The 14,058-nt window shown below is 44.4% G+C and carries 12 protein-coding genes; 2 read left to right on the top strand and 10 right to left on the bottom strand.

Features of this window, described 5'->3' with window-relative positions; translation table 11 throughout:
• Positions 1-283 precede the first annotated feature (283 nt).
• The 10 genes from ABV300_RS07420 to ABV300_RS07375 all read right to left on the bottom strand — a co-directional run bounded on the left by ABV300_RS07420 (position 284) and on the right by ABV300_RS07375 (position 11,058).
• A complete protein-coding gene (locus ABV300_RS07420) occupies positions 284-1,738 on the bottom strand; it encodes a reductive dehalogenase (RefSeq protein WP_353714237.1) in 1,455 nt (484 codons plus the stop codon).
• A 149-nt stretch (positions 1,739-1,887) separates the two neighbouring features.
• Positions 1,888-2,580 carry a response regulator transcription factor gene (locus ABV300_RS07415; protein WP_353714236.1) on the bottom strand — a complete coding sequence of 231 codons (693 nt, stop codon included), beginning with the start codon at positions 2,578-2,580 and terminating at the stop codon, positions 1,888-1,890.
• Positions 2,580-4,085, bottom strand: coding sequence for a PAS domain S-box protein (locus tag ABV300_RS07410; RefSeq protein WP_353714235.1), 1,506 nt, complete (start codon positions 4,083-4,085; stop codon positions 2,580-2,582). Before ABV300_RS07410 ends, ABV300_RS07415 begins: the two co-directional genes overlap by 1 nt.
• Before the next feature lie 374 nt (positions 4,086-4,459).
• Positions 4,460-4,678 carry a hypothetical protein gene (locus ABV300_RS07405; protein WP_353714234.1) on the bottom strand — a complete coding sequence of 73 codons (219 nt, stop codon included), beginning with the start codon at positions 4,676-4,678 and terminating at the stop codon, positions 4,460-4,462.
• Positions 4,679-4,695: 17 nt separating this feature from the next.
• Positions 4,696-6,150, bottom strand: coding sequence for a reductive dehalogenase (locus ABV300_RS07400; protein ID WP_353714233.1), 1,455 nt, complete (start codon positions 6,148-6,150; stop codon positions 4,696-4,698).
• Between the two features lie 218 nt (positions 6,151-6,368).
• Complete coding sequence (locus tag ABV300_RS07395) at positions 6,369-7,751, bottom strand: reductive dehalogenase domain-containing protein (protein WP_353714232.1); 1,383 nt, start codon at positions 7,749-7,751, stop codon at positions 6,369-6,371.
• A 22-nt stretch (positions 7,752-7,773) separates the two neighbouring features.
• A complete protein-coding gene (locus tag ABV300_RS07390; protein WP_353714231.1) occupies positions 7,774-8,022 on the bottom strand; it encodes a helix-turn-helix transcriptional regulator in 249 nt (82 codons plus the stop codon).
• 495 nt (positions 8,023-8,517) lie between these two features.
• The gene (locus ABV300_RS07385; protein WP_353714230.1) at positions 8,518-9,012 is read right to left on the bottom strand and encodes an EVE domain-containing protein; all 495 of its coding nucleotides are present in this window, start codon (positions 9,010-9,012) and stop codon (positions 8,518-8,520) included.
• Between the two features lie 182 nt (positions 9,013-9,194).
• On the bottom strand, positions 9,195-10,538 hold the full coding sequence (locus tag ABV300_RS07380) for a DGQHR domain-containing protein (RefSeq protein ID WP_353714229.1): 1,344 nt from the start codon (positions 10,536-10,538) through the stop codon (positions 9,195-9,197).
• A gap of 1 nt (position 10,539) precedes the next feature.
• Entirely contained in the window at positions 10,540-11,058 is a 519-nt protein-coding gene (locus ABV300_RS07375) for a hypothetical protein (protein ID WP_353714228.1), read from the bottom strand.
• Positions 11,059-11,341: 283 nt separating this feature from the next.
• On the opposite strand from ABV300_RS07375, the gene ABV300_RS07370 reads away from it, so the two are divergent.
• Together ABV300_RS07370 and ABV300_RS07365 are read left to right on the top strand one after the other, a co-directional pair.
• Positions 11,342-12,456 (top strand): IS3 family transposase gene (locus ABV300_RS07370; RefSeq protein WP_353713949.1). Its coding sequence is split into 2 segments (ribosomal slippage): positions 11,342-11,606 and positions 11,606-12,456, totalling 1,116 coding nucleotides; the frame shifts between segments, so codons are not numbered across the junction.
• Between the two features lie 80 nt (positions 12,457-12,536).
• Complete coding sequence (locus tag ABV300_RS07365) at positions 12,537-14,018, top strand: reductive dehalogenase (protein WP_353714227.1); 1,482 nt, start codon at positions 12,537-12,539, stop codon at positions 14,016-14,018.
• The last annotated feature ends 40 nt before the right edge of the window (positions 14,019-14,058 follow it).

The following is a 14,058-nucleotide window of genomic DNA, read 5'->3' as shown; positions in this document are numbered from 1 at the left end:
TCCAATCCACTTTCACAAAAAATCATGGCTAAAATCAAGGAACTAGAGCAGAAGTTTGGGCCCCCCAAATAGGTAGCATATTTTAGAGTGGGTCTTGGGGTAATGACTGAGGAGCTGATGAAGGTCCGCAGTCATTAGTAATATCTTTTCAGCTTCGTCTTCCTCGTAGAGTCCGTTTCTCTCTGAAACAATCAGTGATATCTGTGGGTGGCTGAGTGAAAATGAGACCGAGGGGCTGATGAAGCCCCTCGGTTGTTTATTGCCCTCAGTTTGCCAAGCCTAATTATCGGTAGAAGACGTCATTCTCGTAACGAATGCCGTTCACCGGAATGGGCTTCTCCCACCATTGTTCAATTTGATCACTTGGTGTAGAGCCGTATCCAAACATGTTATCCATATCGATAAAGAAAGAGTTAAAAACATGTGTCGAAGCCAGAGTTGCTTTTACAACCTCATGGATAGACGCTGCGTCTTCTTTACTGAAGACACAAGTAGCCTGACATATACCACAATACGTGTCCGTTTCTTGCCAAGTCGTGTTACATTTGAAGTGATTAAAGTACCATGTCTTAATTCCTGGGTTATTGAAGAGCTCGGGTTTGACCAGATCGTATTTGGCGGTTATTTCCCAGGAAGGTTCAGTAACATTGGGAATGGCGCCTGACGGGCAGAGATCCGCGCATTTTTTACATGTATAGCAGAACCGCCGAGCACCAAAATCTACAGGTTTGGTCGGCGCTACCGGAATATCGACGATGTTCATCGTAGATTGGCGGATCATTGGACCCCACCTCGGAGTGACCAAATGCTGCAGACGCCCCTGTTCACCAAGGCCGGCTATTACACCCCAACCGACAATTGGTCCATTACCTTGGATATTCTGGCTGATGGATGAGTATCCTAGGACTCTGAGAAAACATTGCAAGCGCCACTGAGCGATGTCGCAATTATCGTATGCTTGGCCAGCAGCACCGTCTGAGAGGTAACCTGGTCTAGCCGATGCATCTAAGGATTGCCTAATCGTATGAACAATAGCATATCTTGAGCTGTTGGGAATTACCACCTTGTTCGCGGCACTGTCGAAAACAGGTTTTGGTCCACTTCCTTCAAAAACAAGGGCCGGAAAAGGATTCTGTGGCATTTGTCCCCAAATCATTTTTTCAGTGGTGCTTGGGGTGATTTCACCGAATCCAATACTTGAAGCACCAGCAAGTCGGAGAGCTTGTGTGACTAATAAAGAACCCTCCTCGGGACTGCCCTGCCATCGAGGAACGCCTAGGAGTGTAGGGGTTGGGATAATACTCCAGCCCTCGACCCATTCTTTAAGTGAATTGGCCAGTGACATTCGATAGCGTACGCCCGCCCACCCAAGTAGTTTTATTGCGTTGTCCCGTAACATCCACCCCGGTTTGGAGTTATCTGTCATTTGTTTAATCGTATCGGCTTTTGTTTTAGCCTGAATTGCTTTGGCGTCATCCGCCGAAAGATGTTGGGCAAAATTGTTGTATTTTGCTTTTGGGAACCGTTGCATGGTATTCCAGTCGATTTCGACTGTTGGCTCTTCGGCTTCTTTTACATACCATGGATCTTTATATTCTAGAGTTGCTGCGGATGACAGAAGTTCATCGGTGTCGTGGAAAGACGGTGCAATCAGAGCTGCACCACCGATCCCTGCGGTGGTTATCCCGAGGCCTTTCATGAACTCTCTACGAGAGAATGTTGAGTGGTACCCTTGCATATGCTCCTCCTTTAGGTGGTAGACTCAACCTATATGTAATGAATTGTAACATCGTAATGCTAAAAAACAACTAAAAATTAAAGGGAGGGACTAAATGGAAGCTAAACGATATTAGCTAAAATATTCACACAAAAAAAATTACAAGTAGGCTAGGAACCTGACGTACGGTACAAGTAGCCTACACCAGAGACTGTTTCGATGATCTTTGGGTGAGCAGGATCTTTCTCAATTTTTGATCTGAGGCGACCAATAAACACATGCAAATATTGGCGGTCGTTAATATATTCGCTGCCCCAGATTTTTCTAAGGAGTACTGCTTGGGTCAGCACTTTATCTGGGCTAAGAAGTAGTTCTCTTAGGAGAAGGTATTCAGTTGGTGTCAACCGGATCTCCTTTCCTTCGAAGAGGACTCGCCGAGTACTTGGATCCAAAAAAAATTGGGGGGTTGAGACTGGCAGTGCTGATGAAAAATTAAATGCTTTGAACCGTCTAAGAACAGCATGCACGCGAGCGGTTAACTCCTCAACACTAAACGGTTTGGTCAAGTAGTCATCAGCACCAAGATTTAGACAGGTTACTTTGTCATTCATTCCGCCACGGGCAGATAACACAAGAATAGGAACTTGAGTCCATGAACGCAGGCTGCGAATAACCTCGTAACCATCCATATTAGGCATCATTATGTCCAAAATAACTAAATCTGGCATATCCTTTTCGGTCAACTCTATCGCTTGACATCCGTCGGAGGCAGTCAGAACATCAAAGCCTTCAGCCTTGAGGTTGGCGCGTAAAAACTTGACAATTATGGGGTCGTCATCGACTATTAGTATCTTATTACCCATTAATTTTGTATCTTTGTGGGAATTTGGAAAAAAAAGGTCGAACCATGCCCCTCTTTTGAAATGAAGTTTATGCTACCATTATGGGCTTCGATGATGCCACGGCAAATTGCTAAGCCAAGTCCAGTGCCACGATTACTAAAGTTAGAATTACACTTTAAGCGGTAAAAACGATTAAAGATTTGCGATCTTGCATTATTTGGTATACCACATCCAAAATCAGTGACCTTAAAAATGATATTTCCTTCGTTTTCGGCGATTTCCAAAATGATTACAGTTCCTTCGGGTGAGAAATGGGCAGCGTTTTCGATTAAGTTGACCAACACTTGCCCAATCCGTGTGCAATCAACATAAAGTAGGGGTAGGTCAGGTTCGATTATCTTTTTAAGAACATGGGCTCTGCAAAGACTTTCGATCTCCTTTTCAATTGAGGCAACTATCTCCCCAGGATGGAACCAGTCCGGTTCCAAGGTGAGACTGCCGGTTTCGAGCCGGGTCATATCGAGAAGATCGCTTATTAGATGTTCTAACCGGTCAGTTTCATGGTCGATATTTTCTAAGAAGTCGCGGACCTCAACCCGATCCCAAGAAATATCCTTTCGAAGCAGCGATGTTACCAGACCCTTGATGGCTGTCAGTGGTGTTCTCAGCTCATGAGAGACCATTGATAATAGTTCGGTCTTTAACCTCTCTGACTCGCGTAGCGCATTAGCCTCATTTTTTGCCTTCTCGGTCTCGATCACAGCTTGCTTGTAATCTGTAATATCGAGAAGGGAGGCCACAGTCATTTGTGTGCCGACGATTGTGTCAGAATTTATTAGGATATTACGTTTGTGTCCAAATTTATCGATCCATTCGAATTCGTATGTATGTGGATCCTTGTGTTCTGGATGGGATTTTCGTTGATCAGAAAGAGACGTCATCGATTGAATATACTTTGTGTCGATAAACTCAGTCCAACTACGCTTACCCTCGAGTTCTTCTTTCTCGTAACCGGATAAAATTGCAAACCTGTTATTAACCAATTTCAACTTTCGAGCGGCGTCATCAATTGCCATCGCAGTGCCGGTGGTCTCGAAAATGGCCTTATATAGGATTTCTGATTCACGGAGCCTGTTTTCTATTTGACGCCGCTCAGTGATGTCGCGCGTGATACTTAAATAAAAAAAGCATTTACCAATTTGGATCTTGCGTCCGATAAACTCAACAGGGCATATTGTGCCATCAGGTCGTTGGAACTCTGTTTCAATAGGTGACGTCATACCTTGAATTTTCAAATTGGTAAAGAAAGTCGCTGCTTCCTCTTGTTTTTCGGGAGCACGTGTTTGCCAAACATGTAATGTTTTTAATGTATCTAGGTTTCGTCCAGTTTGACGCTGATACTCTTGATTTGCATCTATGATACGCCCAGTTTCGGATTCAATAAGGACGATTCCATCTCTGGCCTCATTGAAGATAGCTTGATATCTCTCGGTCAGATAGTCTAGTTCAGATATATCGTCATTCATTGGTAGGATCCACAGGAAAAACAAGCCAAATTAGAATTTACCAAAACTAAGTCCTTTTGGTTCGGCTCATTATAGGAGTCGTTTGGCTAGGCCGCAAGGGACCATCGGTGGCTCGTGGCTTTCAGCTGGATCGTTTGTCGGGAGACTCGGACTCTGCTTGAAACTCGACTTATCCTGGAATGTATCTCGGCGAGAATTACCGAGGGGCTGATGAAGCGAGTCGGGTGTTGTTATTGGGAAAATAGTCATAATTGATTAAGATATGAAATGCCAAGTACAAATTCCCTACTCTTAAATATAGTCATATTTGATCAAAAAACACCCGTGAGCTTTTTCAAAAAAAGTCTGCACGGGTGTTTATGAATTTTGGGAGGTTAGTTAGATTTGTATTTTTTTAGTGCCGACCTTAAACCAAAGGTCAGATACAGGAAGATAACCAATGGAATTCCAATAAGCAAAGAAAGTATCTTGACTGTACCAGGTTGAGATTCCGCTAGGGTAGCAAATATTTCATGAATCAAGAAAGATGCCAGAATAAGAGAAACTACTCCAGAAAGCCATTGATACCATTTAAAGTCAATATTTAATTTCATTTCTTCTTCTCCTCATACTAGATAGCGGGTAGATACTGATGCCAATATTCTGCTCTGCCTTCATCTGAGATGACGTCACTGTAACCGGATAGCCTATCCATTTTAGTAAAGAAGGAGTTCATTACAGGGGTAGTGGAGACTACACCCTTAACCACTTCATGAATCCAGGCCTTATGGTCTTTGCTAAAGACACAATGGCTGGCACATCGGCGACACACTCCAACAGGGCGAGAGGCAGGGGCGTAGGCTGTAATTGCGTAAGAAAAATACCACTTTACACATTCAATAGATTTATTAGGGTAGCCTCGGTGGTCATTTGAAGCGCTCCAAGGTCCTGTGGCTCGGTTCCAAGTTGGCTCTTTATATTCTTCCACCGTTGGAATTGCTCCGGCCGGGCAAACGTCCGCACAAATACCGCAGGTTTTACAGAATTCCAAGGCACCAAAGTCTATAGGTTTGGTAGTAGGTAACGGTAAATCGGTGAAGAGAATACTCGCGAAATTGCCGCTCTCGCCTTCTGGCTGTGAAACAGCATTATGAATTCGGTTATATTCTCCTATACCTGAGAGAATGCCCCAAACATTAGTTGGGGTCCCTGTAAACTTACTAGTTGTACCGTCTTCAAACCAATAAGATTGGTAGCCTAAGCCCCAAAGGAAGTTTTGAAGCTTATGACCATACTCACATTTTTCCATGTTTGATACAAAGGCTTGAGGGCTATTCACAGTACGACGATAATTATTCGGATCTCGGGGACTTCTGTCATACATGATAATGGCATATTTGCATTTTTCTGGCATGACAAAAACGCCATTAGAATCGTACTTATAATCTGCGTTGTTTTCCAATCTCACGTGTGTATTAAAAAGGGGTTTACGTGGTCCGACGCTGTCGTCATCCACCCTTGCATATCCAATAGCCCCTACCCCAAATTGCCGCAAGAAAGTTCGAATCATAAACGCGTTTTCTGTTTCTGAACCTTCCCACTTTGGAACTCCTAAGGTTTCATGGGTGACTTTTATTGTTCGAAAACCTTCGGGGGGATATTTTAAGTATCCTGTTTGTCCTCTATCTAGTGAAGCCCAAGCTCCAATTTGGTCACGCAATGTAAAACCTGGCCGGTTGTTTTTTGCTCCTTCAATAGCATTGTTCTTTTGAGAAGCCAGGATGGCAGCACTCTCCTCTTTAGAAACATATATGGAAGATAACGTACCAGCAGATGGGGTAGGGCCGGCATACGGTGTGCGTAGTTTCAAGTCGATTTCTACTGTCGGAATATCAACTTCTTTAACCCACCAAGGACGTTTTTGCATGGATGTAGTGGAGTTAAAAGTTTCGGCAGCACCTATTCCTGCCATTTCATCTAGATCATGAAACAGGGGGGCACTTGCGCTCATGCCAGCTATGGCTGCAGAACCTAAACCAACAGACTTCATAAAGTCGCGGCGACTCATCGTGGAATGGGATTTCATATAACCTCTTTTCTTTCTTGATTATTATTGATACCTTGACTCTTTTATCCTTGTTTTAATAGAATGAAAAAGGGAGGCGACAAGACACTGTTTAAGACGCAGTACGTTTCCTTCCTTGACTGACGGCTCTGCCAGGAGCCGTCAGTCCGTTTTGTTTAAATTGTTGTTATCTATATTCGAATTTCTATTATGAAATGTCTTCAATCACCTCCTCTATGCTAATGCGCTTGGTTACCTATTTCCGGTGGATTCAGAATCGACATCATTCCGAATTCCGGCATGTCAATTTCCCAAAAACGCCGGGTATTTTCTCTATCTATCCTCAACGGTACGGTTTTAGGCAACGCTTGGAGGCGACTATCAAGCATCTTGGCTTTTGTAAATGGACAAGAATACACGCAGTTCATGCAATGCCCCATCAATCTTGGCCGGAATCCAGTAGCAATATGATTGACGATGAATTCCATGCATTTAAAAGAATTATTTTTATATCCTTTGTGATCATTGGATGCATTCCAGGGTCCAGTGTTGATTTCCCAACTAGGTAATTTGTCATTATCAATCGCACCAGATGGGCAGGCGATCGCACATTTCAGGCAATTTTCACAGTATTTCAAGATACCCATATCGATCGGTTTGCTTGGCGCTAGAGGTAAGTCAGTGAGAATGCTGAACGTTCCAGATAAACATTCGTTTCCAAAAGCCGGTGTGATAGGTGGTCCATGGGTCCGGTTGTATTCTCCGATACCGGTCAATATCTCCAAAGGAGGTAGAGGTGATCTTATTTCGAATCCAAGGTATCCGATACCATGCAAGAAATTCATCATTTTTGCTAAATGTAGCACCTTGTCTGTCGAGTCTTGCCCGGCTGTTGCCAGTGTCGTGAAGTTACCGAATCTCTTATAAATACTCTTCATTTGTGGAACAAGTACGATCAAATATCTACAGTTTCGGGGGTAACAGATTGTGTTCAGTCCTTGAAGCTTATAGTCTTCTATTCCGTCCTCAAATTTTACAGCCATTTCGGAATAAAATAAGTTTGTAACAGGACCTAATCTGGTGTCACTTAGGTCGAGAAATTCTACGTAAGAACAGCCGGTGGCTCTCGCCACCGTTCGGATCATCTTGGCATTATCTTCCGGTGTGCCTTCCCAACGTGGTACACCATAATCTTTTGGAGAAGGAATTGAACGAAATCCTCCGACTGGAGAAGGCAGGTCGTAATAATAATCGGAGATTAGGGTCTTAACGAGAGAGATATCACGTAGAGAATTCCCTGGCAATTTTTGTAAAATGCCGTCTCTTTCACGGAGTTTACTAGCGCTGATGATCTCAGCTTCCATTTTGGGATTATCTAGATATCTGAAAAACGCATTAATATCGTATACATTAGCTGACCGAGGGTAAGGGTCGTGTAGTTTCAAATCAATTTCTACAGTAGGTAGGTCAGTTCCTTTAACAAACCATGGTTTATTTAACTCCGAAGCATTCAACATCTCATCTAAGTCGCGAAATTCGTTAGCATCTTCTGGGCCTTTCTGGGACAGAGAAAGGCTCTTCATGAGATCCTTGTTACTGATCGGAGAATGATATTTATCCATAGTGACCCCTTAGCGAGCTAAACTAGGAACCTCCGTATATGTCATCAGTGTGGCCAGGTTGTATCCTGATTTTGATTTCAACCCCAAGTGCGTTCGCTACTCTTTCGATAAATCCCAATGTGGGTGAATTCATCATACGTTCGAACTCGGATATAACGGGTTGTTTTGTGCCAATACGAGCAGCTAATTCTTCCTGAGTGACGCCACTTAAGCGTCTGTACTCTGATAATCTTTTTACGATCGACTGCTCAAGGGAAGTATTATTATTCATAACAAAATATAATCTATGTCCTATATATTATAGGAAATAACCTATATTGTCAATACCTTTTTTGAACTATGTTTGAGGTGCTCGTTTTGATCTACTTCGAATTACGGTGCCAGTCATCAAAGTAGTTTTGGCAGACACAACAATCCCGCTAGATGTTTTGTAGCGTCAAACTCCTCCAAATACAAGAGCCAGGCAAAACCTTTGCCTGGCTCTTGTATCGTCCTCCTCGTAGAGTCGGACTCTGTCTGAAACAATAGATATTTTCAACTGGCTTAGCTTCAGGCAAGCCGAGAGCGCCTGTAGTCGCTCGGTTTTTTCTTAGGCGTTGTCCTCCTCGAGAGTCGGACTCTGCCTGAAACAATGGGTGATATCTGTGCCTGGCTGGATATGACAACCGAGGGGCTGGTGAAGCCCCCCGGTTGTTGTTAGATCCTAGTTCGTTGCAGTGAAAACTGGATTCGGGTCGGGGGCTAGGTCAGTCAAAGAAAATCAGCCTCATTTTCTCTGAAGGAGATCGAGGATCTTCGCTGCTGCCAACTCAGATAATCCGCAGATTTCTTGGTTTGGATAAGTAATTATATGGAGGTCCCCAAGACCTGCGCTTTTTATCTCTTCGCACGTAAGGGGATTTGTCTCCCAAAGTTCGGTGTATGAGATGAGTATTTCATGAGGTTTGGATTCTTGTACCGTTCGCTCATGTAGATCTGACCAACGGTAATGATCGAACTTTTTTGCCTGCTCAATCCTCCGAGCCATTTCCCTTGAATGAGGAGGAGCTGACAAGATGCGGGCTTTGGCATAGATCCCCCTGGGTTTTGCTCCTGTTTTCTTGTCCCGATAATCAATAGCTCTCCAAATAAAAGCCTCGTCCCCAACTGCTATTTTATGGGATCGTGATAAACACCACCAATCATCATGCCCGAGCTGGAGAGGGTATTCCTTGTCTAATGAGAAGTGGTTTGGGTTCATCTGAAGGATCCAATGTGCCATGCTATTCTCCTTACATTGCCTTAATCAAGTTGCGCAAGAATCCTTTGACCTAACCCCAATATAGCAGCCAGGTATTAAGTGGTCCTGGACTCAATCCGACAAGCGTATTATAGCTTCAACCCCTCTAACTAGAAGGCTTTTTCATCCTGAAACAATGGACTCCTTGTTGGGTGCAGGTCATTCTACATATCTTTATTATTTACACTTCTATCAAACCAAGCTCGATATTGCTTTAATGTCACATTTCGATAGGAGAAAATGAAATCATCGTAATCTGATGAACCAAAATACGGGAGTTTAGTGATTAATGCTTTCACAAGTTTATTCAGCCCTCCGCTACTGGCTGAACCTCCAAATTCTCCAATGCTAGAAAAATCAATCAATTGAAGGCCATCAAGTTTAGCTTTCAAATTATCGGCGTTTAAGGTTTCCATAAAGGTAGGATTACTTTGGTATTCTTCGATAAATAATTTGACAAATAGAAAATGCATTATTCTGATTAAGGCACCAACACCCACCGTCTTACTAATAATCGATGCTGACGGATCGTCCCAGGCTACCGGGCACAATTGGCGGATGGCCTCGAAATACCTCATCAAGAAGGTGACAATAGAAATCTTAGCCTCATTACTCTTCTGGAAATAATACCTAAATATTGGTGGATAGAGAGCTCCTTGTCTCCAAGGGTCAAGTGTGCTCACAAGATAATCGATGATGAAAGCTTGAGAAATTGAAGCATTGGGAGTGTCACTATCGGATTTCCCGAGAATCTTGACCCTCTTGTAGAAAGGGGATTTTTCAACCTCATTAAGTATCCGTACTACTTGATGTAGCCAGACGGTTCCGATTTCGAGGTCGTCGCTGAATTCTCCCGCCAATTCATAGAGGACGGATTTACTGACGGCTTTCTGAGTGTAGTTTATCGTGTAAAAAATACTCGCGACGGCAGGCCAAGGATAATCCAAGAGCAAGGCGACAATAATATCGAAATTTTGAGAGACATTAGACTCTCGAAGTCCAGCTAGCCTATGTTGCCCATCTATTACTAGAAAGGGTTTGCTTGTTTTAGGGATATACAAATGCTCACCTTCTGGCGAACTCAAGAATAATGACAGGATATTTCCTGAAGTATTTATGATCTGATCGATTTCATTCTCATTGGATGGCGTATTCTCGAGATAGTCATTAATTAATTCTGATGCGACGATAACTGAGTTCGGAAACAGGGCGTATCTGTTATCATTGAGATATTTTTGAATTTTGGATACTCGTGCCGGATCCTCGAATCTTTGATAATCCCGCTTATTTGGATCAATGCGATGGTATAAGAGCCTTTCTTTGATGTACTCATCTTGCCCTAATGATCTAACTTTAGATTGTTCAATATTAAAGTTATACTCCGCTGGTTCAACGATATAAAGGCCTAGAAACTTATCGGCGGGTATTTTGGCGAGATAAATGGTATTACCCTTTTGGTTAAAAGGTATTAGTTGTATCTTATAGTGATTCCCATTTTCCCTAAACATGCTATAACCTTACCTTTTCTAGGGTATTAATGGCATTCTCTGTGAAGGATGAAGCTGTTTCGGTATCAAGGTTAGTATCTAATTTATTACTTATATTTCGTATAGTATCATCAGCTTGATCATACACGTATTTTTTGCAAACGACGTAGGTGATAACTACGCTTACAGCCGAGGCCATAATATGGATCCACCATGCCCAATTTACAATTGAAGAATGATACTGTTGAACATAAAAAATCACAGCAAAGTAAAGTAGGAATGCAACAATAAGACGCCAAACATTATTTGCAAAAGATACATAATCGCTAGAATTCTTTAGTGCAGGGTTCAACAAGAAAGAGTAAAAAATAAGAATTATTGTTGTGTAACAGAATATCAACACTCCTAAGCTGAAATCATAAAAATGTTGACTAAATACCAAAGACATAAGAGGAAGAATGCAAACCACATTCATGATAATGAAACTAGAAAGCACCTTTAATTTTATTGTTTTAGGAACCGTCTGACCGGATGATGGCATGCTTCCCCCTTTTATCATCTTTAACCAGATTGAGAAAGAATCAACAAATCACGATAGAATATTGCTTCCTCGGGTTGCTCAATAATATATAAGAATTCCTCGACATTTCGTCCAAAAGCCTTTTCGAAAAATGGCCTTCGCGGCCCAACAAGCCCATGAGTCGCATGCAATATGCATTGAATACCTCGTAACTGTGTTTTAGACCACTTCGAGCCAACGTGACCTGACCCCCTAAAACGAGTCCAGTTTGATAATATACTGGACCAAAAGAAAGGGGGAGAATATGCCGAGGAAGTCCTTCACTCCGGAGCAGATCATCAACCATCTCCGGGAGGCCGAGATCCTCATCAGCCAGGGCACCAGTCTGGCCGTCGTGCTTAAGAAGATCGGGGTCAGCAACTGCACCTACTACCGCTGGCGTCAGGAATACGGCGGCATGAAAGTCGAGCAGGCCAAACGCCTCAAGGCATTGGAGCAGGAAAACGCCAGACTGAAGAAGCTGGTAGCCGACATCACCCTGGACAATGCCATCCTCAAAGAAGCCGCCCGGGGAAACTTCTAAGCCCGCACAAGAGACGTCAGGTTATCACCAAGATTCAGGACAAGCTGAAGGTCTCCCAGAGGCGGGCATGCCAGGTGCTCGGCCAGGCCAGGGCTACCCAGCGCCGTGATAAGGAGCCACCCGATGAGGAAAAGCGCCTGGTGGCCGATGTCACTGCACTGGCCACCAAGTTTGGCCGCTACGGTTACCGGCGGATCACGGCACTACTCCGTGAAAGAGGCTGGCGGGTGAACCACAAGAGGGTAGAGAGGATCTGGCGCATGGAAGGACTCAAGGTGCCCCAGAAGCAACCTAAAAGAGGCAGGCTATGGCTTAATGACGGCTCGTGCATCCGGCTCAGGCCGGAGCATAAGGATCACGTCTGGAGCTATGACTTTGTCAGTGCCAGGACATCAGACGGCCGGGCTTTTCGGATGCTCAATATCATCGATGAATACACCCGGGAATGCCTGGCCATCCTGGTCAAGAGACGGATCACGTCAGAGGATGTCATCGACCAGCTCTTCAATCTGTTCATCTTAAGGGGCATACCCGAGCACCTGAGGTCGGACAACGGACCGGAATTCACCGCCAGATCGATCAGGAAATGGCTGGCAGACATTGGCATCAAAACGCTGTTTATCGAGCCTGGGTCACCCTGGGAGAACGGCTACATCGAGTCATTCAACGGCAAGCTCAGGGATGAACTACTGAACCGGGAGATCTTCACCACGCTTTTTGAGGCTGAAGTATTGATTGCCGACTGGAGGAGGCAGTACAATCAGGTCCGGCCTCACAGCTCACTTGGTTATCTGCCACCGGCACCTGAGGCTATTATGGCTGCCAAAACTACTTAACAACTGGTACCATCATTGGGGGCAGGTCAGAGGAATAGACAATGTCCAGGTTTCATAGCGTTGTAAGTAGAAGAGAGTTCATGAAAGCCATTGGGCTCTTAGGTGCTGGCATCGGTGGCGCTTCTTTGGTTACACCAGTATTCCATGATATGGACGAGTTAATTGGATCTTCTGACGCAAGCTGGAAACGGCCATGGTATGTCAAAGAGAGGGAGTTTGATCATCCCACGATCGAGATTGACTGGGACATGATGAAGCGTCATGACGGCCGTCTTCAGGGTCAAGCAGGTTACACAAAGGCTCAATACTATGGGAAAGACCGAGTGGTTAATGCCAATGCGGTGGGAGCTCCCTTACAAAAAGCTCGCCAAGATGCCAACCAATCTGGTTATCGTTTGCGAGATGATGCATTGTACGCCGGCGCGACGACGACGAATACAATCCAACGGAAGCCTGGTGATTTCGGTTGGGCTGGTGAATTCAATTTGGCTCCGACGAAAACCCCTGAACAACTTGGTGTCCCCAAATGGACCGGAACACCGGAGGAAGCTTCAAAGATGCTCAGGGCTGCAATGAGGGTGTATGGCGCCTCTTTAGTAGGATATGGTGAGTTCACAAGCGAAATCAGAAACAAGGCTGTGTTTTCCTACGAGAAAGGCGGAGCTAACAGCAACAGCTACATTGACAAATGGCCGCCTCCCGAAAGTGTTGCTCGTCCAATCGTGTACGAGAATGTTGACACAGGTTATGAGACTTCTACAAAGCTAGTCATCCCCAATAAAGAAATGTGGGAAGTGAGTGTTTCGACCCAAGGGTCGAATGAATTATTCCGCCGCTCCCCGGCTTGGGGCGGTTTTGCGAATCGCAATACTTTTATGAATGTCGGCAATATCAACGCTTGTACTCAAAACTTTCTGCGCATGATAGGCTATCAGAAGATCGGAGTAGTTGGTAACGCAACACCCAATCAAGACGCGACCCATTTCTTCGCTGGTGGGGCTGGTGCGATATTGAACGGACTTGGGGAGGCAAGTCGCCAACAACTCTATACAATTTCCCCTGAATATGGTGCTCCTGGCCGTTTATATGATTTTGTAACTGATCTGCCGCTGGCGCCAAACAAACCAATAGACGCAGGTATTTTCCGCTTCTGCCATACCTGCCAGAAATGTGCAAATAACTGCCCTGCTGAAGTGATATCTTTCGAAAAAGAGCCTTCTTGGGAACGTCCAACTGTTAATGGGAAAGCGGCGATTTGGACCGTGCAAGGGACCAAGGCCTTTATCATGAACGGTCCTGGTTGCAGTCTCTGGGCTTCTGAAAGTGGAAGCAGTTGCAACATATGCTGGGGTGAATGCACTTTTACGGTAAATCATGGCGCTATGATTCACGACGTAGTGAAAAGTACCATAGCTACCACTCCCCTTTTTAACGGTTTTCTATTCAGTATGGCTGAGACTTTCGAGTATGGACAGAAAGATCCTGAGTCATGGTGGGATCTCGAGTTGCCATTCTATGGACAGGACTCTAATGTCCTTTCCCGCCACGGGGCATATCGGTAGGATATATGCAAAAGGAACAGTGGTTGAAATCAATTTCAGC

It is taken from the genome of Dehalogenimonas sp. 4OHTPN, from assembly GCF_040448695.1.
Taxonomy (GTDB): domain Bacteria; phylum Chloroflexota; class Dehalococcoidia; order Dehalococcoidales; family Dehalococcoidaceae; genus Dehalogenimonas.
The sequence above is the reverse complement of the archived record's forward strand: the minus strand, read 5'-3'. Positions and strand labels throughout refer to the sequence as shown.